Source organism: Crateriforma spongiae (assembly GCF_012290005.1).
Lineage (GTDB): Bacteria > Planctomycetota > Planctomycetia > Pirellulales > Pirellulaceae > Crateriforma > Crateriforma spongiae.
Window position 1 is genome coordinate 574685 of record NZ_JAAXMS010000005.1, and the last position, 26567, is coordinate 601251.

Here is a 26567-nt window from a genome sequence, read left to right on the forward strand (position 1 = left end):
CGCATGACAAAGCCACTGAATGCTGGCGCATCCAGCGACGGCTTGCCCGCAGGTCCTGCTCGGCACGACAGGGACGACGCGATCGAGATCGGCGGAAAAGATCCCGTCACGCACAGCGTGACCTACGGCTGAGTCTTGTAGGTCATGCTCCGCATGACAAAGCCACTGAGCGGACGGAAATCGGTTCGTCAGGCGATGCGGCCAAGTGGAACGAGTCGTTGTGGGACGTTTTGCAGCGTTTCCAAGGCAATGGTTAGGTGCTCGGGGCTGTTCTGAAACAAATCCTGCAAGTGGGATTCAGGATCAGTCAGCCAACGCCGGTAACCGGCCGTAATCAAGTCAGCGAAGTCGTAGTCGCAAGCTCGCAACAGTCGAACGAAACAGCGGTCCACTGCTTGTACCGATTCTTCCGACACCGAGTCGCGGGTGCACAGCGCGAACAAGCCGGCGAAGACGAGGTGCTTTTGATGGTCATCCAGCATGTCCGTTGCCGTCTCGACGGTTGCTTCGTCCAATGCACCGAGTCCAGCAAGCGCGCACATGCTTTTCGCGCGAACTTCATCGTCGCGATGATCTGTCAGCGTGCGCAATTCAGTCACGATCGCTTCACCGGCAATCGAAGGTTCCTGTGCCGCCATGCGTTCAACTGCGGCGATTGCATTGAGTGTGATCGCAGCGGACGGCGACCGCAGTTTGTCCAGGATCAAGGATTCCTGTTCATCATCCGGCATGACGGACGATTGCAAGTGCCGAAGCGCGATCACCTGGTTGGATGTTGTCGGGCTGGCGGCCAGCTGCCACCATTCACTCTGCGTTTGCGACAGCAGCGTTTGTTTCAACCTTGGTTGAAAAAAGCAGTCGTTGGTTTTCAACAAGAACTTCAACGACTTTTGCATCGGCCGTTTGAGATCGCCGGGCAGTTCCTTGGCCCAGGCTGGCGACGGCTCCTGACGAACCCACGCGGCGATCGCATTGGTGTAGGCAATTGAAGGGCCATCCAAGAAAGGTCTTGGGCTAAGTTCCCACTGCGTTGAATCCCAAGAATTTGGATGTTTGGCAACCAGGCTGATGCTGTTTCGAATCATGCCCAGCCCCGTTCCCACGACGGCCAAATCAACCAGTTCGGGCAAGTGTGCCCCAGCGAATTTGTTCTGTGAAAGCAGATCGCAAACGACGCCGTGGATCAGTGTGGCGATTCCTAGGGCGGGATCGTTGTCGATCTGCTGATCAAGTGTGATCGATCGGTTGGTCGCGTCGTATCGGCCCGGCAATTCGCTGGGTCCGCTGCATGAACCCCCACCACAACATCCGCCTCCCGTGCTTGGTGCCTGCGGCAACCCAAAGCGAACCTGAATCCCCTCGACATCATGCCCCAAGTGTTTGCCAACGAATGCAACCACCTGTTGCGGCGTTCGCTCGGCCTCGTACACCTGAAACAACGTCTCTCGGCTCAGCACCGGCAATGTGAACCGATCGAAACCGATGCATTCTGCGATCTGCTGCAGGCAAAACTCGAGCCGCGACTTCGCGGAATCTGACAAATTCGCTTTCGGCCTAAAAAACACGACGCAGGACTCGGGGATTCAAAGGATGCATTTATCAAAACAGGACGCCAGTCGCTTGGAAGAATACTGAAACTCCTGACCGCAAGGCAGCGCCAGTTTTCAGATGCATCCGCAGGCACCATTCACGCTGCCCGCTGGTCGGTCAGGCTCGGCTTAAGGGGACGGAGGTCTTTTTCGGGCTTGGCCTCCTCAGGTTTCCAGGCACCGCCCCTTCCGTTGGTCCCGTACATCACGCCCAGGCTCCACCGCAACAGGCCTCAATGAGCGAGCGATCGACTTCGGTGTCGTATGAATCGCTTTAAGGGGACGGAGGTCTTTTCCGGTCTGGGGCCGCTCACGCACAGCGCGACCTACGGTGTTACGGTGGGGAACAGATTCAGGGTTTCTGCAACAGATCGGCTGCGGACTGGCACAGCTGCTGCGCCGTCGTCTCGGATTCGGCTTCGGCGATCATGCGGACGATCGGTTCGGTGTTGCTGCCACGGACCAGCAGCCATTTGTCCCGCCAAGCCAGTCGCAAACCGTCGCCGGTGCTGGCTTCGGCATCGCCGTGCAGCTCGATCAATGCATCGAACAGTTCTGGCAAACGGTCCGCAGACACTTCCGCTTTTGACTTGTGGATGTGTAGCCGTGGAATCTGGTCGACCAATTCGGCCAGCGTCTGGTCGGTCGTGGTCATCAGATCCAAAACTTGGGCCATCGCCACAAAGCTGTCGCGGACGTATCCCACACGCGGGTCAATCGGGCCCCCGTTTCCTTCGCCGCCATACGTCGCATTCTTTGCAATCATCATGTCGGCCACATTGGCTTCGCCGACGGCGCTGCGGAAACACGGCTGGTCGGCCGCGGCGGCGATTCGTTCGCTCATCCCGCTGGTCGCGCCGTTGATGACGATCGCGCCACGCAGATCGGGTTGATTCATCGCACGCTGGACGCACAACGCCAACGTGTATTCTTCGCCGACATAGCGGCCATCGGCATCGACCAAGGCCAGGCGATCCGCATCAGGGTCTTGGCAAAACCCAACGCTGCATCCGTATTCCTTCACGGCTTTGGCAACGTCACGCAAGTTCGTTTCGGTCGGTTCCGGCGTGTGTTCGAACTGGCCGTCGGGCGTTGCGCCCAGTGACACCACGTCGCACCCGAGTTCCTTCAACAAACGCTCGCCCAGCACGCCGCCGGCCCCGTGGTTGCTATCCAGCAGCACGCGATGCTTTGCGGCGGCAATGCGATCGCGGTCGATCGTCGCCAAGACCGCAGCCAAGTGATCGGCATGCGGATTTTCGTCGACGGTGATCTCGCCCAAGGCGTCGTGGGAAACGAAGGCGGATCGGCCATCTAGGTAGGCTTGGCGAACCGCGGCACCCTTGCTGGCATCTAAAACGCGTCCGTCACCACCAAACAGCTTGATGCCGTTGTATGCGGGCGGGTTATGGCTGGCGCTGATTTGAACACCGCCCGCCGCACCCCGTGCCTTGACCAGAACGCCGATCGTGGGCGTCGCACAGACGTCGGCATCGATGCATTGGCGACCGCTGGCCGCAAGCGCCGCCATGATGGCCGATTTCATCATCGGCCCACTGTCACGGCCGTCGCGACCGACGACCACCGGGCCCGGCGGCAATTGTGCGGCAAACGCGGCGACATACCGCACCGCGACCTCGGGCGTCAAGTTTTCGCCGATGATGCCACGCAGTCCGCTGACGCTGATGATAAGGTCGGCCATTTGTCCGCTAAAAAACCAGGAAGGAGCTGAGAAGATGGCTGGGTTCGGATGAAACCGTCGGCCAAGTTTTCGCCAATTGAAATCGCCGAAACGTTTGCCGACAACCGCCACCGTGAAATTGATACCCCGCGAGGTTGCCGTTCGGTACGCCAGTGCTCCGTTATGAACGTATTTGGTGGTCCGGCCGAAGCATGGTGCTGTATCGGGGCCGATCGCTGCCTCGTTGCGAAAGCCCCCGCAAAACAAATAGAATCCGGAGCGTTCGACCCGTTCCCCCAACCTTCGCGTCGGAAACACCTCTCTCTCCGCCCCGTCGATATCTTCCACGCCACCGATTTTTCCGAAACATGAGCACGACAGAGACGAATCAGCCCGAATTGCTGCAAGCGATCGACAAGGCGCAAAAAGACGGCAAGCTGACCGAATCGGCGGTCCAAAACATCACCGCTTGGTTGACCGAAGATCGCTATGCCGATTATCGCGACGTCGTGGCCCAACACATCCGCGATGAAAAGTGGCAAAAGCTGGACGACGTGTTCTGGACCATCATTCCCTTCGGCACCGGTGGCCGTCGCGGCCGGATGTACGAAATCGGGAGCAACGCCATTAACGACCGAACCATCGGCGAAAGTGCCCAAGGTCTGGCGGACTATGTCGTCCAACATGTCGGCGGCGATGACCTGTCGTGTGCGATCGCTTATGACACGCGACACAAATCACGTCACTTTGCCGAACTGTGCGCCGGCATCATGGTGGCCGCGGGATTCAAGGTCTACTTCTTGGACGACTATCGAGCCACGCCTCAGTTGTCGTTTGCGGTTCGCGAAAAGAACTGTGATTGCGGCATCATGGTGACCGCCAGCCACAATCCGCCCAGTGACAACGCGGTGAAGGTGTATTGGTCGACTGGCGGTCAAGTCTTGCCGCCTCACGACAAGGCGATCATCGACAAGGTGATGTCGTGCCAAGACATCCGCGTCGCGCCGTTCGATGAAGCGTTGGCCGATGGTCGTGTGGAAATCATCACCGACGAAATCGATACGAAATTCATCGACGCCGCTGCGGCGTGCCGGTTCAAAGGCCCGCGGGATGCCAAAATTCTGTATTCACCGCTGCATGGTGTGGGCGCGGCGGCTGTCGTTCCATTGTTGAAACGCGACGGCTTCGATGATGTGACGGTGTATGAACCGCACGCCGAACCCAGCGGCGATTTTCCGAACGTCCCGGGACACGTGTCCAACCCGGAAAACACGGCCGTGTTTGAAAAGCCGATCGAAGCGGCAAAGGCTGGCGGATTTGATGTCGTACTGGCGACCGACCCGGATTGCGACCGTTTGGGCGTGGCGGCGCCGCTGACCACGGACGTCCAAGGCGAATGGGCGACCTTCAATGGCAACCAGATCGGTGCAATTCTGACCCAGTTCGTGCTTTCCAAAGCCAAGGAAGCGGGCAAGCTGAATCCACAAAAGTACGTGATCAAAACGTTGGTGACGACGGAGCTGATTCGTCGCATTGCCGCATCGTTCGACGTTCGCTGTGAAGGCGATCTGTTGGTCGGATTCAAGTACATCGCCGAAGTCGTGGATCGCGAAGGCCCCGATGATTTTCTGTTCGGCACCGAAGAATCGCACGGCTATCTGGTCGGACAATATTGCCGTGATAAAGACGGTGCCGTTGCCTGCATGTTGATCAGCGAACTGGCGGCGGAATTGAAAGCGGCCGGAAAGTCGATGCACGAGTACTTGAATGATCTGTACCGCCAACATGGGTTGCACCGCGAAAGTCTGGTCAACGTGTTCATGGAAGGCAGCGAAGGCATGGCTGCGATGCAGCGGCTGATGGCCGCATTCCGCAACGACCCGCCGAAATCGTTGGCCTCGATCGATGTGGCCGCGGTGCGTGATTACCAAGCGAACACGACGACCAGCATTGCCGACGGCAGCACCAGCCCGCTGGCCGGCCCGAACGGCAATCTGATCATCATGGACTTGGCCGACGAAGGAAACTATGTCGCGGTGCGTCCCAGCGGCACCGAGCCGAAAGTGAAGTTCTATATGTTCACGCGTCTTTCGCCCGAACAGTCCCAAGACTTGGACCAAGCGGGTAAGACCTTGGATGAACGCGTCGCCAGTCTGGAAGCCGACATCCGTGCTTTCGCACAGAAGGTCTAGCGATGTCATCGCGACGCACGCCGCACACCGTTAATGCACCGCCGCGATGCTTGGGTATCGGTTTTTTGGTGTTCATCACTTGTTGGATTGGGTGCGGTAAACCGTCTGACAGTCAATCGAAAACGACCGGCTCCGGTGCAATGATCCGTGTCATTGCGACGACGGGCATGGTGGCTGACTTGGCCCGTGCGGTCGGCGGGGATCGCGTTGACGTGGTCCAGGTGATCGGTGCCGGCGTTGACCCGCACTTGTACAATCCGTCGCGTGACGACGTGGCGTTGATCATGTCGGGTGACCTGATCTTTTATTCCGGATTGATGCTGGAAGGAAAACTGGCGGACACCCTGGTCCAGGTCGGACGCAGCAAGCCCGTTTATGCGGTCACCGAGAGGATCGACAAGGAATACTTGTTGATGCCAGATGACGCTGCGGGGCATGCCGATCCACACGTGTGGATGGACGCGTCCGCTTGGTCGCAGTGCGTCGACGTTGTCGCGGAAGCCTTGGCCGAATTTTCGGGCGACGATGCCGAAGCGTTCCGGCAAAATGCGTCGGCGTATCAGTCGGAATTGGAAGAATTGCACCAGTATGCCAAGGAAACCTTGGCGACGATTCCCAGGGAAAGCCGGGTGATGATCACATCACACGATGCGTTCAACTATTTTGGTCGTGCCTACGATTTGGAAGTCTTGGGCGTGCAAGGCCTTTCGACCGAATCGGAAGCGGGCCTGCAGCAGATCAATGAATTGGTCGATTTGTTGGTGCAGCGGAAAGTACAGGCGGTGTTTACCGAAAGCAGTGTGTCGCCCAAAAACATCAAGGCCTTGATCGAAGGTGCCGCCGCACAGGGGTTCGAGATTCGGTTGGGCGGCGTTTTGTTTTCCGATGCAATGGGGCCGCAAGGGACTTACGAAGGAACCTACGTTGGCATGCTGGATCACAACGTGACGACCGTCGCGCGTGCGTTAGGCGGCCAGGCACCAGAATCGGGAATGCAGGGCAAATTGAACTCCGTCAAAGAACACCCATCGTCATGACCGCCACCGGTTCCACCGTCAACGCAGCGTCGTCCGGCGCATCATCTTCAAATGGAACGTCATCCAGCGGTACTGCGGTGACCGCCGACACGTCGGTTCCCTTGTCGGTGGATGACCTGACCGTGGCGTATCACCGCAAACCGGTCATCTGGGATGTGGGGTTTGATCTGCCCGCCGGATCGCTGGTCGGCGTGATCGGTCCAAACGGGGCGGGTAAGAGCACGTTGTTGAAGGCGATCATGGACCTGGTGCCACGCGCGTCGGGCCGAGTTCGCGTGTTCGGTGACACTTACAAGCATCAGCGTAGTCGCGTCGGTTACGTTCCCCAGCGCGAAACGGTCGACTGGGATTTTCCAGTGGATGCGTTGGAGGTCGTCACGATGGGGCTGTACCGGCAAATCGGCTGGTGCATGCCGGTACGCAAAAAACATCGTCGGGCGGCGATGGATGCACTGGAACAAGTCGGCATCCCGCATTTGGCGAAACGTCAAATCAGTCAACTGTCCGGCGGACAACAACAACGGACCTTCTTGGCTCGCGCGTTGGTCCAAAACGCGGATCTGTATTTGATGGACGAACCGTTCGCGGCGGTCGATGCGGCCACCGAGCGAGCGATTGTTGAGATCTTGCGACAGATGAAGGCGTTGCAAAAGACGGTGGTCGTCATCCATCACGATTTGCAAACCGTGGCGGACTTTTTCGACTACGTCGTTCTGTTGAACATGCGCGTGGTTGCCCATGGTCCGGTCGACGAAGTGTTCACGTCGGAGAATCTTCAAAAGACTTATGGCGGACGTCTGACGCTGTTGGACGAAGTCACCGAAGCGATGCGGCGAAGGGAACGCAGTCTGTGATTCGTCGGCGACGTTTCGCGACTTCATCAAGAATATGTTTATCGGTGGTTTTCTACGTGGGTTTCTCAGACGTCCGTTCAATTCGGCGGCCGTGGGTTTGGTGATTTTGGTGTTGCTGATATCGGTCGCGTCTGGACCGACAGCTTTTGGCGCCGAAGGCACGTCGACGTTGACCGATCGCAGTGTGACTTGGCCGACCTGGTCGCAGTGGCAACGCGTTCTGACCTTTCGCGATTACAACAGCCGTGTGGTGATTTTGGGTACCGCGGTGCTGGGTTGCGCCGGCGGGCTTGTCGGCAGTTTTACGTTGCTGCGCGGGCGTGCCTTGCTGGGCGATGCGATCAGTCACGCCAGTTTGCCGGGGATCGCGTTGGCGTTTTTGATTGCCAGCGCGGCCGGTTTGGATGGAAAGTCGCTGCCCACGTTGTTGTTCGGCGCGACGATCAGCGGCCTGATCGGTGTGGCCGTGATCCTGTTGATACGTAATCTGACTCGATTGCATGAAGACGCCGCGCTGGGGATCGTGCTGAGTGTTTTCTTCGGCGCCGGCATCGCGCTGTTGGGGATCGTGCAGCAGACTCAGACGGGACACGCCGCCGGGTTGGAAGCCTTCATCTATGGCAAAACCGCATCGATGGGTTTGGCCGATGCAAAGTGGATCATCGCGGCTTCCGGTGTCGCGGTCACGCTGTGCGTGTTGCTGTTCAAAGAATTCAAGCTGTTGTGCTTCGACGAATCTTTTGCCGCTTCACGTGGGTTGCCCGTGTTGTTGCTGGACATCGCGTTGATGTCGCTGGTCGTCGCCGTTTCGATCGTTGGTCTGCAAGCGGTCGGATTGGTCTTGATGATTGCGTTGTTGGTCATCCCCGCTGCGGCCGCGCGGTTTTGGACTCAGCGGATGGCCCCGATGACGTTGATCGCGGCGACGTTGGGCGCGATCAGCGGAATCATCGGCGCTGCGATGAGTGCGTTGTTTTCCAAGCTGCCATCGGGCGCGATGATTGTCCTGGTTTGCACGGCATTCTTTGCTTTCAGCATGTTCCTGGGGCCACAGAAGGGCATCCTGGGACGGACGCTGCGACGTTTGCGCTTGAACCGCAAAATTGAACGCCAGCATTTGTTGCGGGCGATTTACGAAACCTTGGAACGTGATGCGTCGGGGGTTCCCGATCGATTCCGTGAATTTCTGTCGATGCAAACGCTGTTGCCGGTCCGCAGTTGGACGCCGCGGCAATTGGAACGCACGATTGATCGTGCCCAAGACGACGATTTGGTTCGGTTCCGTGACCGCGACCAGCACGTCCGATTGACGCGAGCCGGGGTCAATGAGGCGGCTCGGCTGACGCGTCAGCACCGCCTGTGGGAACTGTATCTGATCAATTACGCGGACATCGCACCGGGACGCGTTGATCGCGACGCCGATGCGATCGAACACGTGTTGGAACCCGAAGTGGTCGCGGAACTGGAAGATCTTCTGCAACATTCGCCCAGTCGTGTGCAGGTTCCCGAAAGCCCGCACCGTTTGGACCACGGCGGCGCTGAAGCCACCGGCTCCGGTGCAAAGATTAGCGTGGATGATTCCGTCTCCGATTCGCGGGAGACGTCGCCGTGATTCGTGACATGATCGAACCGCTGAACACGCTGACGTGGGAACTGGACGGCTGGATCATTGTCGCCGGCGTGCTTTGCGCCGTGTCCTGCGCGCTGTTGGGCAACTTCTTGGTGTTACGGCGCATGAGCCTGCTTGGCGACGCGGTTACCCATGCGGTTTTGCCCGGTTTGGCGGTCGCATTTTTCATCAGCGACAGTCGTTCCAGCGTGCCGATGTTTTTGGGCGCGGTGATCGTGGGCGTCCTGACTGCTTTGTTCACCGAATGGATACGCCGAGCCGGCAGCGTGGATGAAGGCGCATCGATGGGCGTGGTGTTCACATCGTTGTTCGCGTTAGGCTTGATCTTGGTCGTTCAGGCCGCCGATCACGTGGATCTGGATCCGGGATGCGTGTTGTATGGGGCCATCGAACTGACGCCGCTGGATCGCTTGGACACTGTTTTCGGGTCGATCCCTCGTGCGGTGGTCGTGCTTGCTGTCGTGATGTTGGTCAACCTGGCGTTCTTGCTGTTCTTTTACAAAGAGCTGAAGGTCAGTTCGTTTGACCCGGGACTGTCCACGACCATGGGGTTCAGTTCGACCCTGATCCACTACGTGTTGATGGTATTGGTAGCCGTGACGGCGGTGGCCAGTTTTGAAAGCGTCGGAAACATCTTGGTTGTCGCCATGTTTGTCGTTCCGCCGGCGGCCGCGTTCCTATTGACCGATCGGCTGGGACGAATGATCGCGATCAGCACCGTGTTGGCGATCATCAGCGCGGTGTCGGGGCACATCGGTGCGATCGCGGTTCCCGCAGGTTTTGGTTACCGCAGCACATCGACCGCCGGCATGATGGCGGTGTCCGCCGGCGTTTTGTTGGCCGCCGCCGCGTTGTTCGGACCGCGACACGGCATCCTGGTCCGTTTGGTGCGTCGTCGGTTGTTGGCGTTGCGAATCTTGTGCGACGATGTTTGTGCGTATTTGTTTCGATTGGGGGAACGGCAAACGGTGGATGCTGCCGGTGCGGGTGAACTGGCGGCCAATCTGTTGACCGGCAAATTGCCGTTGCACTTGGCCACGACGATTTTGCGGATCAACGGACAAGTATCGCGTGACGGCGACTCGTTTCGTCTGACGGATTCCGGTCGTTCGCGAGCCCAACAGCTGGTGCGTTCGCACCGTTTGTGGGAACAGTACTTGGTCGAACGAGCGGGATTGGACCAGGAAAGAATCCACGACAAGGCGGAGCGTCTGGAACACTTCACGGATCTGGAACTGCGGTCACGTTTGGATGACGAAACGGACCGACCAACCCTGGACCCACACGGTGCAGAAATTCCCGATGAACGGGTCGAAGCCGAAGATCGTGGTGAAGAGCCGGCTGAGGCCGAAAGCCAGAATCGTAACGATCGGACCTCCGACGATCGGATGCGTTCGAACGAGTAGCTAGGCTTGGCGACGCGGCGTTGCCGGCGGCCATCGCCGGGACGGCTGCGATCTGGTGTTTCGGATCAGTGCGTCAGCTTGGCTGATTGAGCCGGCCGGCTCGGGCGATCATACTGCTGCTGTCCCTGCCCGGCGGATGGCATTCTGATTCCGCCGTAAAGCACACCTTTTGGTACTGCCCCACCCCTTCCTTTTGCATCTCCAGGAGCAACCTGCCTGATGGTCCTTTCGATTTCCCGCCGCCGCATTTTTGCCGGCCTTGCCGTGGCTTTGGCCGCCGTCACCGTTACCCATTTCACCGTCGCATCGGCCGATGACACCGCCGCCCCATCGCCGTCGCCCGAGCTGAAGCCGATTTTCAACGGAGAAGATCTGTCCGGCTGGGATGGCGATTCTCGATTGTGGTCCGTCCGCGACGGAGTGATCCACGGCGAGACCACCCCCGAAAATCCCTCCAAGGGCAACACGTTCTTGATCTGGGAAGGCGGCAATGTTGGCGATTTCGAATTGCGTTTGTCGTTCCGCTGCAGCGTGACGAACAATTCCGGGATCCAGTACCGGTCGACTCGGGTCACCGAAGGCAAGCAGGCCACCAATGATTGGGTCGTCAAAGGCTATCAGCACGAAGTCCGCAACGAAGAAGACTTTCCGAACGTTCCCAGCTTCATCTACGACGAAAAAGGCAGCCGGAAACGCATGTGCATGGTCGGCGAAGTCGCCGTCTGGGATGCCGACGGCAAAAAGGTGTTGCGTGACGATCTGATCGACCAAGCCGGGTTCAAAGAACTGATGAAGGTCGACGACTGGAACGACGTCGTCATCATCGCCAAAGGCAACAACATCAAACACTACCTGAACGGCCGTCTGGTGTTGGACTTCACCGACAAGCATCCCGAAAAGGCCTTGTCCGAAGGCGTTTTGGCTCTTCAGCTTCACGGCGGGAAGCCAATGTGGACGGAATTCAAAGACGTCCGATTGGCCCAGTTCTAGACCCCAGCGTCGCCCAGTGGCGGTCAGGTCGCGGGCGGGAAAAGCGCTGCCGCGGCCCGGACGCACCTAGTTCATCGTAAACGGCGATGGTTTCGAGACATCTCGAGACCATCGCCGTTTTTTTCGTGCGCGAAGTGCAGAGCAGGCGTCTCCGACAGGCGGCCTATTCGCTGGACCCGTCAAAGCGGCCTGGAGATTCAGCGGCAGTTTGCCGCAAAACGCGATGCCAACCGCGATCCCGCGATCGAAAGTTTTTTCACAGCCCGCATTGACATAAATCGCCACATCATTCACGCTTGTTGCAAGCGATTCTCAATAGCGGCAGGGATTTATGGCCGCAGGGTGAACAATGTCAATGAACGAGCCGACCGAACAGCCGAAACGACCCGTGTCGCTGCCGCTGAAAAGTGACGCGACGGGCGAGCCCTGTCCGACGAAGGCTCGGTATGGGAATCAATCCGACAGCGATGACGTCTGTGCGTCTTGCAGTTCGAAGCCGCCGGTGCCCAGTTCCGGCCGTGCCGCGTTGCAGTCCCATGGCGGCAATTGCCACGTTCTGGACTTCGCCGAACTTGCCGGTGGTTGCAATCAGGTCTTCATCTGTCTGCAGGATGAGGTTTACACGTTGAAGCGGACACGCAACAACAAGCTGATTCTGCACAAGTAGGCTTCGGTGCAACGTCGGCGCGTCGTCGTCTGATCGCGACGCCGATTTGACGGGTTACTTCGCCGCATGTTTGCGCGATGTACAAAGTGTCGCAGCCTGCGAAAGCCGGGCAAAGTTGCGTTGATGAGGATTGCGTATTTGGCTAAACTGCCAAGTAATGTTGGTCGATAGGAATACGGTCATGAAGAAGAAAGAAATTGCCAAATACGAAGCCCGCGCTCAGGTGTTCAAAGCGCTGGCCCATCCGGCGCGGTTGAAGATCATGGACGAACTTGCGGTGCACGAAGAACGGTGCGTGTGTGACCTGACCGAAGTCGTCGGGTTTGACATGTCGACCGTCTCACGGCACCTGTCCGTTCTGAAGAACGCCGGATTGGTCGGTACCGAAAAGCGCGGGCAGATGGTTTTCTATCGTTCGACGGTATGCTGCCTGACCGGCTTTACCGAGTGTGTGGAAAACGTCTTGAACAACAACGTGAAACAACAACAGGCTGCATTGAAGGCGTAGCAACGGGATGGTTTTTGACCGTCGCCATCGGCTTCGCGTTGGTTCATCAAGCTAACAAAGCAGCGATTGAATTCGAATTGAAAAATGGGGCGTCCGGCGTGTCGCCCGTTTCTTTGTCTCCTGTATTTGCATAAAACGCCAAATGGCAAATTGTGTGCGGGTTGCCGTAGGATTGGAATGATGGACCGAAAACAACTGGGAATCTTAGCGGCGTTGGTGGGTGTGTTCCTGTTCGCCTATTTCGTGAACTTCACCAGCCCGGAAGTGCAGAACGCGATGCACGAAGCGTTCTATATGTTGCAGTGGTACGTCCGCTATCACACGTTGGCCTGCGTCGTGCCTGCCATGTTCATCGCCGGTGCAATCGCCACATTCTTTCGCAAGGAAGCCGTGCTGCGGCATCTGGGGCCGAAGGCAAATAAAGTAGAGGCGTACGGCGTGGCTTCCACCTCCGGCACCGTGCTTGCCGTGTGTTCATGCAGCGTGCTGCCGATGTTTGCGGGAATCTATCGCGTCGGCGCGGGCTTGGGCCCTGCATCCGCATTCTTGTACGCCGGACCGGCAATCAACGTGATGGCGATCTTTCTGACCGCACGTGTGCTGGGGTTGGATCTGGGCCTTGCCCGCGTCGTGGGGTCGATTGTGTTCGCAATCGTGATCGGCCTGATCATGGCGGTGATCTTTCGCACCGATGAACAGAAGCGTAGCGCCGCGGCGATGCAGCTTCCTGATCCGCCGCCGGCCAAACGCAAAGGCTGGCAAACGGTCCTGTTCTTCGCCAGCATGATTCTGTTCTTGGTATTCAGCGATTGGGCCAACCCCAGTCAAACAGTGATCAATACAACCGATGGCCGACAGATGACCGTGTCGGTGCTGATTCGGACCAGCGAAACTTATCGTGTCCAGCTGGAACAACCGCTTGGCGATCATCCCAAAGGTACGAAGCTGGTTTTGAACATTGACCAGATCGAATCAGAAACCGATCTGACCCCAGCCAGCTACCAATGGGTTGCATGGGTCTATCACCACCGCTGGTACTTCGCCGCGACGCTGTTCGTTGCAACCTTGGTCATGGTTGGGGCGTGGTTCGATGCCGATGAGATTGCCGCGTGGATGAATGAGACATGGAGCTTTTCAAAGTCCATCATCCCGCTGCTTTTCGGCGGCGTTTTGGCAACAGGATTCATTGGAGCCCTGATTCCTGAACACATCGTTGCCAGTTGGGTCGGTGGCGACAGTTTTCGCGCCAACTTGGTCGCATCGATGATCGGCGGCATGTGGTATTTCGCCACTCTGACCGAAGTCCCGATCCTGGAGGCTCTATTGGGTTTAGGCATGGGGCGCGGCCCGGCGTTGTCACTATTGTTGGCCGGACCGGCGTTGTCGCTGCCCAGTATTGCAGTGATCTACAGCGTCATCGGCGGAAAGAAGACCATCGCGTTTGTCGTATTGACCGTTCTGATGAGCACGATCGTCGGAATGATTTTCGGGTGGTTCTTTGTGTAAGCCAACACCTGTTTGTTTTGTCGTTTCATTCACATTTGGAGAGATCGGAAATGAAGTTGATTCAAATCTTGGGTACGGGGTGTTCGAAGTGCGATTGCTTGAAAAAGAACGTTGAACAGGCGGTCGTGCAATCGAATGCAGACGCCAAAGTCGAAAAGGTTACCGACATTACAAAGATCACCAGCTTCGGTGTGATGATGACACCTGCACTGGCGATCAACGGCGAAGTGAAAGTCGTCGGCAAAGTTCCTTCACCCGACGAGATCGCAAAGCTATTGGCTTGATCGTTGGATAAAAGATGCCATTTGACGAAACGGTAGACCGATGGATCTGAAAAATGCACTTGGCGTGTGTGTGATTTCCTTTTTCGCGGCGACTCTGGTCATGCTGATCGCTCGATCGCTGGACAACCAGGCCGCCGGACGAATCGAACAGCAATTGACGCGGATCGCCGATCAGTTGGAAACACTTCAATTGGCCGATGCCGATGGAGCCCGATTGCCGGTGGCGGCAACTCAAAGTTCAAACGCCTTGGTGACCACCGACGCTTTGGTGGTGCACTACTTCTTCAGCAACACACGCTGCGTGACGTGTCGTGCAATCGAAGAACAAACACGAAAGGTGTTGAAGCACAGCTTTGCGACGCAGTTGGACGACGGCGACGTTGTTTGGAAAACGCTGAACTATGAAGATCCCGATAATGCCGAGTGGGCTGATCGATTCGAAATCATGATGCCGGTTGTCGTTTTGGCAAAGTATCAGAACGGTGAAATCGTCGACTGGAAACGCTTGGATGAAGTCTGGGGGCGGGTCGGTGACACCGACGGATTCGAGCAATTGATCGTCAATCAAGTCGAAAGAATGCTATCCAATCCGATGGAAACGCCAGTTCTCGAACAGGCGGTGGAGATTCCATTGCCCGATATGGAAACCAAGAAAACAGAATCTTGAAACCCGATCGCATCGCGATATCGCCCAGTGGGAAACGGCGATGCGATCATCGATCACGGAGTGTTACGAAATGAGTCGAAACGGTTTAGTCGTTGGCCTGCTGGTCATCTCTTCGTGGGGCACGCATAACGCGATGTCCCAGACACCGGTGAAATTGCAATCGGATCGAGTGATCGCGATGTACTTCCACCGCACCCAACGTTGTCCGACTTGCAAAATGATGGGCGGTTATTCGGAACAAGCGGTTACCAAAGGTTTCGCCAAGCAGATGGCGGATGGAACGGTGGAGTTTCGGATGATTGACTATGAAAAGAAGGAAAACGCTGGACTTGCCCAAGCGTACAACGTCAAGGGACCGGCGTTGATCGTGGCACAGATCAGGTCGGACAAGGTCAGGCAATACAAAGACTTGAACAAGATCTGGAGTCTTGTGCGCGTCAAAAACAAGTTCACAGCGTACGTTCAATCCAATGTCAAAGACTACATGGATTGACCAAGATGATTGTCTTTCTGACCTACACCGTTGCCGCGTTGTATTTGGGGTTTCTGACCTCGATCAGTCCCTGTCCGCTGGCAACGAACATCGCAGCGATTTCTTATATCGGAAGCAAGGTTGATGATTCACGCCACGTGATTCATGCCGGCTTGTTGTACACACTTGGGCGGTGCCTGTTGTACATCGTTTTGGCCGGTGTGTTGGCGCTGGGCAGCCTTTCGATGCCAACGGTTTCCTTATGGTTGCAGAAGTACATGCATTTTGCGTTGGGACCCGTGTTCCTTGTTTTAGGCATGTTGCTTTCCGGTGTCGTGGTCGTCTCATTCGGAGGCGGCATGATGAGCGACAAACTGCAAAAGCGAGTGGATGCCATGGGGATCTGGGCGGCTTTTCCGCTCGGGATTTTGTTCGCGATTTCCTTTTGCCCAACGTCCGCCGCTTGGTTTTTTGGGTTGTTAGCACTGACGTTCGGTGCGGATTCTGGAGCGATATCCAGTGTCACGTCGAACGTGGGAATTGAGTTGCCTCAGGAAAGCTTGCCGGGTGGTGCATTGCTCTTGCCACTGGTTTATGGAATCGGAACCGCGTTTCCCGTTCTGGTGTTGGCCTTTTTGTTGGCGTTCAGTGCGAAGACGGTCGGAAAGACGTTTCAAGTGCTGACGCAGATGGAATGGTGGGCCCGTAAGGGCACCGGATGGCTGTTCATTTTGCTGGGCGTCTATTTTTCGCTCGCATACGTCTTTGAGGTTTCAACTGTCTCGGTTTAAGGATCATCATCATGTCCAATGTATCGCGACGCACCGTATTGTCGTCGTTGGGATTGTTAACAGGAACCGCCATGGGTGTGGCTGGGGACCCGATGCAATTGGAATCGTTGCCCGCTGCCATCGCGTCGACTTCGGGGTGGGCGTATTCGCCGTTGGACGCTCGGGAGGTCGGCGACCGAGCCTATCGAATCTATCCGGAGGGCGGTTGCATGTATGCGGTGGTTGGCAGCGTGGTCGGCACGTTGGCTGATCGATTTGGATCCCCGTATGACGGTTTTCCAATTGCAATGATGCGGTTTGGCGAAGGCGGTGTTGGCGGGTACGGATCACTCTGTGGCGTCGTCAACGGCGCGTGTGCGTTGATCGGCCTTTTCCATAGCGAAAGACCAAAGGAGGAACGTGCCGCAATGATTTCCGATCTGGCGGGTTGGTATGAATCCAGCGTTTTGCCGATGTTCGAGCCCAACGAACCGCAATGGGCGGACCAGGCGGTGGCTTGTGTTTCCGGATCCGTGCTGTGCCACATTTCGACGTCTCGTTGGTGTCGTGAAAGTGGCTGTCCGATCGACAGTCTGGACCGAAAGGAACGATGTCGACGATTGGCGGCGGATGGTGCCATGAGGGTGGCCCAAATGTTGAACCATGAATCTCAGCGATCGGAGATTCTGGCCGTGCGTCAGACCAATGGATCCTCCTGTATGGAATGTCATGGGCCGGATGACATGAGCAACGCACGAGTGAAAATGGACTGTGCCGCGTGCCACGATCTGAGCGACGGTCATCCGTAAGGCTTCACCGCCACCCGCGGTCGCCACGTGTTGTGCGCAGCGTCCATCGTGGAAGGATTGAATCGCCGCTTGATAAGCCTCAATGGTTGGACCAGCGCGTCGCATGCCGATGACCACACCGACGATTGGTCGTCGGCCGATAATCATTTCGACGCCAATGTGTAGCGACAACGTCTTCGCTGGAAGCGAACGTCAAGAAACAGCGGCGGATCGTGAGGGGCCGATGCCTTGTGGTTTGGACGCCGGTCAAACAATTGGTCAAGCGTCAAAAGACGGATGCTATAAGATCCGTGGCATCCAAGGATCTTCGATCCGCTGGGTCACGACGGTGTTGCCGGAATCATTCGCCTTCTTCTTGCTGGGCACGTAGCGGTCGGCACGATACGCCAAATATCCGCCCAGTCCGAATGCGATCAACGCCAGGAAGAAGCGTTTCAGATTCTCGCCTCGGGTCTGGATGGCGAATACGAACATGTACAAGACGGGAATGAACAGGGTTAGCAGCCCATCCTTGGCGGATTTCTTGAATGCGTTGATGACAATCGACAAATACGCCATTCCGCCTAGGATGAAAAACAGTGCGGCGACCAGTGCCAAGAACGTCTTCATCGGACTGAAGTTCAGCGAATCGTCTTCGCGGTTGGCAGCGTTGACGGTCAGCACGGCCAGCGTCGCACCACTGCCGACGACAAACAGCACGACCAATAGCATCCACCAGGGCATCCCCGATCGCTTCAGCATTTCGTCCTGCGTCTGCCTGTCGCGGCCCATCGATTCTTCGGCCATCTGCAGCTGCAGCGTTCCCAGGTCGACGTCGACACCGGCAACCTTGTGTCCTTCGATGTACTCGCCGGTCTGTTTGTTAAAACCACACTTGGTGCAAAGCACCGCACCGGCCTTCATCTCCACGCCGCAGGCGGGACATGCGGCTGCGACCACACGATCGAAGCCTTCTTCGCTGAACAGATCGTCCAACTCCGATTGTGCCTCGGGTGCCGCCGGCGCCGCGGCCGCTTTCGGCTTGGGGACGCGAATCGGCTTGCTACATGCCGGGCATTTGACCGCTTTGCCCGCCATTTCGTCTTTCACCGACAGCACCTTGCCGCACGAACATTTCAAGCGAATGGGCATTTCAGCGAATCAATCCAGATCAGTGGCAGAATCATCATCCGCGACGAGGCGGAAAAGAACGAACGCCACGTGGGCGCCGTCGACCAACCAAGATGATAGTCGAGTCGGCCGGTGGGGGAACGCCCGGTTGATAGCCGAAATGAAGGGGGACGCCGCCGGCACGGCTGTGCATGCCGCAGAACGGGATTGAAGGGATCACGCCGGCTGGTTCCGATTTACAGCGGGTTCTTTAACTGCACGTCCAGCAGCCGGAACAAACCACAAGGAACCTTCACGGACAACGTGGGATCATCCGTCCCGTCGATCACTTGCCCGGTCAGCAAATCGGTGACACGCACCGGATCGGCGCGATGGAAACGGACCGTAGCGACTTGGTCATCGGGGTTCAAGTAACCGCCATCGACGATGGTCAACCGTAGATGAGTGGGCGACGATTCGGCCGCGACCCAAGCGACCGGCCCGTCGACCGTCAACGGAAGCTGATCGGCTGCGGTTCGAATCTTGTCCGCGACGACATCGGCGTGTTGATCCGCCGCCAATGTCGGCCGACCATTGCGATCAAGATACGATTTACCATTGGTCCGGATTTCTTGCATGGCATCACGATAAATTGGATGCAGGTGTTCGATCAGCTTTCCGCGCGGTAGCGGTGCGTCTGACGCATCTTGCGGCGGTGTGATCAATACCAGGCCGTTGGGATAAGGCGGCAAAAAGTTCAACCGGCGGTCTTTAACACCGGCGGCATAGGTTGAAAAATCCCATGGCGTATTGGGGGCGCCGGGCCAAGTGCCGTTCAGTCGACTGAAGACCATCTTGCGGGTGGCTTCGATGTCGGCGTCATAAAATGTGCACCACTTGACGTTGTTGCCTTCGTTTAAAAATTCGTGGTCGGGCGACACCATGCTCAGGTGCACCGGGTTGAAACTGACGATTTCGTCCCGCTTGGGAACATACAAGGCACCTTTGGCGATCATTTCCCACAACAGGCTCATGTATTCCTGATCGACGGCAAAGTTATTGATATAGGTTGCACCCAGGCTGATGTTGTAAACCATGTTTCGCAGAAAATGGTTGGGCAGCCGTTGGTGCGAATGCTGGCGTGATCGATCAAAACTGGTGTTGTCGGGAACGCTTCGTGCACCCCATTGATTGACCGCCCCGCTGGTCCACATGCCCAGTCGTGATGCCAGGCTGATCTCCATCGACTTGTCGCTGGTTTCTTCCATCGCAGGCACAAAGACGTCGGCAAATTCACCGCTTCGAAGCCGATCCCATGCCGGCTGATAAATGCTGCCGTTCCAAAAATTGTGCTTGCAGCGAAGAAACAGATTGGCGTTGCGGGGTTGTGCGTGTGCCGCCAGCGGATAGATCAAATGTTCGGTCACCGCGGCGAATTCATCGCTGTGATCCTCCAATTCGGGATAGATCAGCACGGTCTTTTTGCCACCCGCCGCATCGATGACCTTCATCATCGTGTCCGGTTGAAACATAAACGGATCGTTCCCGTGTCCGCCCCAGAATGCGATGCCCGGATGATTGTCATACAGCGGAATGAATTCATCCAACGCTTGCTGTTGCGACAACGAGTACTTGCGTCGGCGATCGCGTCGATTGCGATACTTTTCGCTGGGGATGCTGGAACGGTCAAACGTTTCAGCCTGTCCGGTATGGTGGCCGTTCAGAAAGACGGGGCTGGGGTAAGAAGCCTGTAATTGATCGATGGTGGATTCGACACCGGTGCGTGATTCGGTCATCAAATACACCGGCAACGGTTCGCGTTCCCAAGCGGGCCGACGGAAATGGGTCAGTTGTTCACAGATAGCCTTTGATCCATCCAAGATGGCTTGGATCTTTCCCGGTGGTGCGATCTGCTGGAAAACTTGTTCCCAACCGGGTTGGCTGACATCGATCAAATGGATACAGCTTCCGCCGCTCTGCGCGCTGGCCAGAATCAGTTGGCCGTTGGAATGATCCATCCACGCGTCGTGAAAGCTGTAATCGGCTTGGTACAGACGTGATTGGGTTTCATCCAAGTCAGCGGAGATCCGCACCAATGTGTTTCCCACCAAAATCACGAGGTCGCTAGCGTCGGCGTCGATCACCATCGGCTGGACCACGCGATAGCCGAAAGAATCAATCTTTGGATGCCGGCGAGGAATCTGCCACGTTTGTTGGTGATCGGTTTCGGTGGTCAAAATGGACACGGCCATGTTGCTGCTGTGTCCCGACGTCCCGACCAAGATCCGCGGTGGCGTTTTATCGTCGGCGGGAATGACTTGGACATGACCGACCACCGTGGGCGACGGCGAACGGATCAACCATTTGGGCTGTGACGCAAACGGCTTGAACAAATAGAACGCACCGCGATCCTGCATGCCGTTCATTGTTCCATGGATCAACAATCGATCATTGGCCGGGTCATCGGGATTGATGACCGGTCGCAAGAAATTGGCGACGTGCAGCTTGGCCGGCGGACGCGGCTTGCTTGGGTCTTTTCCCCAAGGTTTGGCGATCGAATAGGTCGACGAATGCAGGGTGTCCAGCAGTTCGCCGGTAGACGAAAGATAACGGACTTGATTGTCAAATCCGCCGCAGACAACGACCGGCTTTCCCTGGTGTCGAATCACACAGACTGAATACATCGGCGCGTCGTTGGCTTTGAATCGCCAGCGAAGCTGCCCGTCGTCACTGATGCAGTAGACGTGTCCATCGGCGTTGGCGGCCAAGGCCTCGTCGTTGCCGTCACCGTCCAGGTCCGCAACCCACAGATCGTGGTTCATCACACCGGACAATGGACAGGTCCAGATCACGTCGCCCTGATGATCGACGGCAATCACATCGCCTTCGTACGTGCTGGCGATGATTCGTGGGCCGTCGCGATGGTGAGCGGATCGGACCTTGGTGATCGTTCGGCCGGTGTCGACGCTGGTGATCGCATCGCCGGCGGACAGGTCTTGACTGCCGATGATTGCGATCAGACACGCCGGCAGGAAAAGCAAGCGAATGAGAGATGTGTGGAGGGGCTGGGGCATGGGACCATGGCGGGCGGGAAAACGGGCGATGTTTGGACACCGTTATATTCCCGCCGCGGTTGTGATCAGCCGGGCAATCTGCCAGTTATTTCGGTGCTCTTTTGCCGCAGGAGGGTTGGTGACGCTCAATTGGCGGAGCGGATCGTGTTGGCTGTTTCGCTACTTTCGCGGGAGCGAAAGGCGACGATGGAGCCGCTTTCGTGGCGTGGTTTCTGTTGGCTGTTTCGCTACTTTCGCGGGAGCGAAAGGCGACGATGGGGCCGCTTTCGTGGCGTGGTTGCTGTTGGCAGTTGCGTCACTCGCGCGGGAGCGAAAGGCGACGATGTTTAGCCGCGTGATTTCAGACGCTGGATGTCGCCTTCGACAACGGCTAGTTGCTTGCGCAAGTCGTCAAGTGATTCTCGTTCTTTGGCCACGACTTGCTCGGGAGCTCGTGAGACGAAATTCTCGTTGGACAGTTTGCTTTCTTTGCCCGATATCTGTTTGACGATCTGGCCGAGCAGTTTTTCCAAACGTGACAATTCCTTGTCGACGTCGATGAACTTGTCCAAGTCCACGTGAACGTCGATGTCGATCGACGGCAGATTCAGCGGCGCGTCGACATCAAAGGGCTTGGCATCCGGACCCAACGCGGTGACATCGGCGCCACAAAGCTGACCAAAGTAGTCGGCCATCGGTTGCAACAACTCTTGCGACGACTCGGTGCAACGGATGGACACCGGAACCGTTTCGCGAGGCGCGATGTTCTGGCTGGCACGGATCTGGCGGACCGCACCGACCACTTGCTGAAACTCGTTGAACTGACGTTCGATCGCTTCGTCATAGTGACTTTCGTCGGCGTCGGGCCACGCCGCTTGCATCAGAAACTTGCCCGGGTCGGCGGGATGAGGGACGCCGCGATGACCGGCGGCCACATTCAAGAAGCTCCAAATCGATTCGGTGACAAACGGCATCGTCGGGTGCAGCAGACGCAGCAGCGTGTCCAGGCCGTGTGCCATCATCGCCTGGACCGTGTCACGCTGGTCGGGGTCGGACAAACGCGGCTTGGCGATTTCAACGTAGAAGCTGCAGAATTCGTCCCAGGCAAAGTCGTACAGGATCCGAGACGTCTCAGCGAACTGATAGTTTTCAATGCCGTCGCTGACTTGCCGGGTCACCGTGGCCAGCCGGCTGAGCAACCATTTGTCCTCCAGCGGCAAGGTCGCGATGCGAACATAGTTGGGCTGGTATCCGTCCATGTTCATCAACACGAAACGGGCCGCATTCCAGAGCTTGTTGACGAAGTTCCGCGCCGTTTCAAAACGCTCGCTGACCACCGCCCCGCGTGGGTGCGCCTTGTCTTCGTCGGTTTCCGCCCATTGGGTCGAAAACGATTTGTCACAGGCCGGGCATGCCACCACAGGCAGCGACCGATTCTTCTTGGTCTGGTCGATCAGCTTTTCACAATGCGGGCATTCGTACTGCACCGGCATACGAACGTCTTGCGTCTCGGTGGCCAGACGTGCCAGTCCGTATCGCAGGGCGTCGGGACCAAACTTGTCGATCACATCGATCGGGTCCACGCCGTTGCCCTTGGACTTGGACATCGTTTCGCCCTGCCCGTCCAAGATTTTGGGGTGAATGTAGACTTCCTTGAACGGGACTTCGCCGACGTTGTTCAGACCCATCAGCACCATGCGGGCCACCCAAAGAGTGATGATGTCACGTGATGTGATCAGAGTGCTGGTGGGATAAAAGTAGTCCAGTTCCGGCGTCTTTTCCGGCCATCCCAATGTGCTGTGCGGCCACAACGCGCTGCTGAACCATGTGTCCAGCACGTCCGGATCGCGTGAAAGCCCCATCGATTCCAGTGTCGATTCCCATGGGTCGTCTTCGTTACGCAAACAGGCGAACACGCCAAAGGTCGCATCGTCGGCCTGGTCGACACGCACGCTAAGACGGCCGGCATCTTCGGCCGCCATGGCTTCCAGCTTTTCGTGGATCTTCTTCGCGTCGGCTTGATCCAAACCGACGATTGACCAGACGGGAATACGGTGTCCCCACCAAAGCTGGCGGCTGACGGGCCAGTCACGTTTCTCGCTGAGCCAATCAAGGTAGCCCTTGCTGTATCGTGACGGCAGAATCTTGACACGCTGGTCGGTCACCGCGTCCATCGCCGACTGGGCCAACTGATCCATGGCGACAAACCATTGATCGGCCAAATAGGGTTCGATCGGCGTCTTGCTGCGATCACTGTGGGGCAACTCAATATCGCGGTCTTCGATGTCGCCCAACAAACCCAGCGCATCCAAGTCTTCGACCACCGCCTTGCGGGCCTTCGGGATCGTCAGACCCTCGTACTTGCCCGTCAGGCTGTTCATCGTGCCGTCGGGATTCAGGATGTTGATCATCGGCAAGTCTTGCCGGATCCCGACTTCGTAATCGTTCGGGTCGTGTGCCGGCGTGATCTTCACGCATCCGGATCCGAGTTCCGGTTTGGCCCATGGATCGGCGACCAACGGGATTTCGCGATCCATCAACGGCAATTTTAGCATCCGTCCGGCTACCGCCATGTCGCGCAGCTTGATCAATTGCGGCAGCATCGTCTTGCGACGTTCTTGCAATTGTTCCAGTTGGGCGTCGATCTGTGGCCACTCCTTCTCCGGTGCAGCCTTTCGTTTTTCCTGCAGCTCGGCCTCCACTTTGTCCAACGCGGCGGCCGGATCCGGGTGCACGGCCACCGCGGTATCGCCCAGCATGGTTTCCGGGCGTGTGGTCGCGATCGTCACTTGGTCCGGTTCACCGGGCTTGGGATCGATGACGGGATAACTGAAGTGCCAGAAATGGCCTTTGCGAGTTTCGTTGAACACCTCGTCATCGCTGACGGCGGTTTGCAGGAACGTGTCCCAATTGACCAGTCGCTTTCCGCGATAAATCTTCTGTTGTGAAAACAGATCAAAGAACGTCGCCCGCACGGCCGCGGCGCACGTGTCGTCCAGCGTGAATCGGGTCCGCTGCCAATCGCAACTGCAGCCCATCCGTTTCAGTTGCGACAAAATCCGATTTTCGTACTGGTCTTTCCATTGCCAAATTCGGTCGACCAACGCTTCGCGGCCCAGGTCATGCCTGGTTTTGTTTTCCTGTTCTTTCAATCGCCGTTCGACGACCGCTTGTGTGGCGATCCCGGCATGGTCGGTGCCGGGCATCCACAAGGTTTCAAAGCCCTGCATTCGCTTGGCACGAATCACGATGTCTTGCAGCGTGTTGTTCAGCCCGTGCCCCAGGTGCAACGCGCCGGTCACATTGGGCGGCGGAATGACGATCGTAAACGGCGGTTTGTCCGGATTGACCGTGGCGTGGCCACACTTTGCCGATTCCCAGGCTTGTGAAATCTGATCGGCCGCGTTGGCATGATCGAATCGTGTGGGGATTGTCATCGTGATGTCGGTGAAAGGTGGACAGGGTGACCGGGGTGTCGGTAGGACAATTCAGGTTCGGTGCGGGGATCGCCCGGGCAAACGCTTCGGAGCCGAGCCGCAATTGAGGCAGTCGAAAGAATCGGAGAAACGGATCAGTTTGCCGAAGCACTTTCGGCCAGGTCGGCTTGATCGTTGGAATCGGCATCGGCGACCGGTTGCGGCACATTTTCTTTGTGCAGCTTGTATTCGACGGCGTCGACCAGGGCGTTGTAGCTGGCTTCGATGATGTTTTCGCTGACGCCGATCGTGCCCCAAGACTCGTTACCGTCGCTGCTTTCGATGTTCACACGGATCGACGCGGCGGTGCCGGCGCCGGAATCGACCACGCGGACTTTGTAATCGATCAGGTGCATTTCCGTCAGACAAGGATACGTGCCTTGCAGAGCCTTTCGCAGTGCGGCATCCAACGCGTTGACCGGACCGTGGCCTTCGGCCGCGTCGAACCACAACACGTCGCCGACCATCAGCTTGATGATCGCTTCGGCGAACACGGTGTGGCTGCGGCTGTCACGGTCACCGGCGACGACGCGGTACTTGATCGTGTCAAAGTGGGGCGTGAAGGAACCGGTGACACGTTTAACCAGCAGATCGAATGAAGCGCCGGCGTTTTCAAACTGGAAGCCTTCGTTTTCCAAGCGGACCACTTCCGCAAGGATCTTGTCCATCGCTTCACGGTCATCGGCGATGTTGTGTTGCTCCGCGACCGCGGCGATGTTGCTGCGGCCCGACAATTCGCTGATCAGGATTCGACGTTCGTTGCCGACCAATGCCGGGTCGATGTGTTCGTAGGTCAACGCCGCTTTGTTGATCGCATGAACATGCATGCCGCCTTTGTGAGCGAACGCACTTTGCCCGACAAACGGCTGGCCATTTCGCCACTGCAGGTTGGCGGTTTCATAGACATAACGACTCAGTTCGGTCAGATGCTTCAGCGACCGGCCGCCCAGGACTTCGTATCCCGACTTCTTCAGGGCCAGGTTTGACACCACGGCGACCAGGTCGGCGTTGCCACAGCGTTCGCCGATTCCGTTGATGGTTCCTTGGACCTGCAGGGCCCCCGCATCGACCGCCGCCAGCGAATTGGCGGTCGCCAAGTCGCCGTCGTTGTGACAGTGGATTCCAAACCGCACGTCGAAATCCGCCAGTTTTTCGATCGCTGTTTTGGTGACCGCCGCGATTTGTTCGGGCAGGGTGCCCCCGTTGGTGTCGCACAACACCATCCACTTGGCACCGGATGCGGCGGCGGCCCGCAGCGTTTCGATCGCGTAGTCCGGGTTGGCGTTGTAGCCGTCAAAGAAGTGTTCGGCGTCGTAGATCACATCGCTGTGGCGACCCAGAAATTCGGCGCTCTCGCCGATCATCGCCAAGTTTTCCTCCAGGCTGACACGCAATACCTCCGTCGCGTGATAGTCCCAAGTCTTGCCGACCAGCGTGATGCAGGGTGTCTGGGCCGCGACCAGTGCCTTCATTCCGGGGTCGTCGGCCGCCTTCATTCCCCGACGTCGGGTCATCCCGAACGCACAGACCTTGGTGCCGCCCAAATCGATGTCCCGGATCTGTTGAAAGAACGCGACGTCCTTTTCGTTGGACAGCGGATAACCGCCTTCGACAAAATCGATGCCCATTTCGGCCAGGCGACGCGTCACATTGATCTTGTCTTGCAGCGAAAAACTGACGCCTTCCCCCTGGCTGCCGTCACGCAGCGTGGTGTCGTACATCAAGATCGGCTGGCCGGTCGTCGCGTTCATCAGAAAGCCTGTGCGGTGTTTCGTGGATTTCGGTCCCAGCCGGTCGGCCGGCCGAAGTTGCGGAAATGGTGGTGCGTAGGTTTTTTGCGGTGAACGGATCGTTTCGGTCGAGCCGCGACGTCGTGTCCCAGCCTGT

At 57.4% G+C, this 26567-nt stretch carries 21 protein-coding genes; 15 read left to right on the plus strand and 6 right to left on the minus strand.

Annotation, left to right across the window (positions count from 1 at the left end; all coding sequences use genetic code 11):
* Positions 1-3 precede the first annotated feature (3 nt).
* A complete protein-coding gene (locus HFP54_RS25975; protein ID WP_261346938.1) occupies positions 4-132 on the plus strand; it encodes a hypothetical protein in 129 nt (42 codons plus the stop codon).
* 56 nt (positions 133-188) lie between these two features.
* On the opposite strand, the gene HFP54_RS16060 is transcribed toward HFP54_RS25975, so the two are convergent.
* Both HFP54_RS16060 and glmM read right to left on the minus strand, forming a co-directional pair.
* The gene (locus tag HFP54_RS16060; RefSeq protein ID WP_206036243.1) at positions 189-1541 is read right to left on the minus strand and encodes a hypothetical protein; all 1353 of its coding nucleotides are present in this window, start codon (positions 1539-1541) and stop codon (positions 189-191) included.
* 400 nt (positions 1542-1941) lie between these two features.
* Positions 1942-3291: a phosphoglucosamine mutase gene (gene glmM / locus HFP54_RS16065; protein WP_168565886.1), complete on the minus strand. Its 1350-nt coding sequence runs from the start codon at positions 3289-3291 to the stop codon at positions 1942-1944.
* Between the two features lie 347 nt (positions 3292-3638).
* Between glmM and HFP54_RS16070 the strand changes: the two genes are divergently transcribed.
* The 14 genes from HFP54_RS16070 to HFP54_RS16135 all read left to right on the plus strand — a co-directional run bounded on the left by HFP54_RS16070 (position 3639) and on the right by HFP54_RS16135 (position 17062).
* Positions 3639-5462 (plus strand): phospho-sugar mutase, encoded by a 1824-nt coding sequence (locus tag HFP54_RS16070; protein WP_168565887.1) that lies wholly within the window; start codon positions 3639-3641, stop codon positions 5460-5462.
* Positions 5463-5464: 2 nt separating this feature from the next.
* Positions 5465-6499, plus strand: a complete 1035-nt coding sequence (locus tag HFP54_RS16075; RefSeq protein ID WP_168565888.1) for a metal ABC transporter solute-binding protein, Zn/Mn family — start codon at positions 5465-5467, stop codon at positions 6497-6499.
* Positions 6496-7353, plus strand: coding sequence for a metal ABC transporter ATP-binding protein (locus HFP54_RS16080; protein ID WP_168565889.1), 858 nt, complete (start codon positions 6496-6498; stop codon positions 7351-7353). The genes HFP54_RS16075 and HFP54_RS16080 overlap by 4 nt, the downstream gene beginning before the upstream one ends.
* Before the next feature lie 91 nt (positions 7354-7444).
* On the plus strand, positions 7445-8965 hold the full coding sequence (locus HFP54_RS16085) for a metal ABC transporter permease (protein WP_315853911.1): 1521 nt from the start codon (positions 7445-7447) through the stop codon (positions 8963-8965).
* A gap of 8 nt (positions 8966-8973) precedes the next feature.
* The gene (locus HFP54_RS16090; protein ID WP_168565990.1) at positions 8974-10389 is read left to right on the plus strand and encodes a metal ABC transporter permease; all 1416 of its coding nucleotides are present in this window, start codon (positions 8974-8976) and stop codon (positions 10387-10389) included.
* Between the two features lie 219 nt (positions 10390-10608).
* Positions 10609-11379 (plus strand): 3-keto-disaccharide hydrolase, encoded by a 771-nt coding sequence (locus HFP54_RS16095; RefSeq protein ID WP_168565891.1) that lies wholly within the window; start codon positions 10609-10611, stop codon positions 11377-11379.
* A 355-nt stretch (positions 11380-11734) separates the two neighbouring features.
* Positions 11735-12046 (plus strand): hemin uptake protein HemP, encoded by a 312-nt coding sequence (gene hemP / locus HFP54_RS16100; protein ID WP_168565892.1) that lies wholly within the window; start codon positions 11735-11737, stop codon positions 12044-12046.
* Between the two features lie 181 nt (positions 12047-12227).
* Complete coding sequence (locus tag HFP54_RS16105; RefSeq protein ID WP_168565893.1) at positions 12228-12554, plus strand: ArsR/SmtB family transcription factor; 327 nt, start codon at positions 12228-12230, stop codon at positions 12552-12554.
* Between the two features lie 177 nt (positions 12555-12731).
* Positions 12732-14060, plus strand: a complete 1329-nt coding sequence (locus tag HFP54_RS16110; protein ID WP_168565894.1) for a permease — start codon at positions 12732-12734, stop codon at positions 14058-14060.
* 50 nt (positions 14061-14110) lie between these two features.
* Positions 14111-14344, plus strand: a complete 234-nt coding sequence (locus HFP54_RS16115; RefSeq protein ID WP_168565895.1) for a thioredoxin family protein — start codon at positions 14111-14113, stop codon at positions 14342-14344.
* A gap of 40 nt (positions 14345-14384) precedes the next feature.
* A complete protein-coding gene (locus HFP54_RS16120) occupies positions 14385-15011 on the plus strand; it encodes a nitrophenyl compound nitroreductase subunit ArsF family protein (protein WP_168565896.1) in 627 nt (208 codons plus the stop codon).
* A gap of 70 nt (positions 15012-15081) precedes the next feature.
* Positions 15082-15504 (plus strand): nitrophenyl compound nitroreductase subunit ArsF family protein, encoded by a 423-nt coding sequence (locus tag HFP54_RS16125; RefSeq protein WP_168565897.1) that lies wholly within the window; start codon positions 15082-15084, stop codon positions 15502-15504.
* Between the two features lie 5 nt (positions 15505-15509).
* Entirely contained in the window at positions 15510-16274 is a 765-nt protein-coding gene (locus HFP54_RS16130) for an aromatic aminobenezylarsenical efflux permease ArsG family transporter (protein WP_168565898.1), read from the plus strand.
* Between the two features lie 11 nt (positions 16275-16285).
* Positions 16286-17062, plus strand: coding sequence for a C-GCAxxG-C-C family protein (locus HFP54_RS16135; RefSeq protein WP_168565899.1), 777 nt, complete (start codon positions 16286-16288; stop codon positions 17060-17062).
* A 279-nt stretch (positions 17063-17341) separates the two neighbouring features.
* On the opposite strand, the gene HFP54_RS16140 is transcribed toward HFP54_RS16135, so the two are convergent.
* The 4 genes from HFP54_RS16140 to cimA all read right to left on the minus strand — a co-directional run bounded on the left by HFP54_RS16140 (position 17342) and on the right by cimA (position 26431).
* Complete coding sequence (locus tag HFP54_RS16140; protein WP_146413364.1) at positions 17342-18193, minus strand: hypothetical protein; 852 nt, start codon at positions 18191-18193, stop codon at positions 17342-17344.
* 215 nt (positions 18194-18408) lie between these two features.
* Positions 18409-21225 carry a PQQ-like beta-propeller repeat protein gene (locus HFP54_RS16145; protein WP_168565900.1) on the minus strand — a complete coding sequence of 939 codons (2817 nt, stop codon included), beginning with the start codon at positions 21223-21225 and terminating at the stop codon, positions 18409-18411.
* Positions 21226-21551: 326 nt separating this feature from the next.
* The gene (locus HFP54_RS16150) at positions 21552-24641 is read right to left on the minus strand and encodes a valine--tRNA ligase (RefSeq protein ID WP_168565901.1); all 3090 of its coding nucleotides are present in this window, start codon (positions 24639-24641) and stop codon (positions 21552-21554) included.
* A gap of 134 nt (positions 24642-24775) precedes the next feature.
* Positions 24776-26431, minus strand: a complete 1656-nt coding sequence (gene cimA, locus HFP54_RS16155; RefSeq protein ID WP_168565902.1) for a citramalate synthase — start codon at positions 26429-26431, stop codon at positions 24776-24778.
* Between the last annotated feature and the right edge of the window lie 136 nt (positions 26432-26567).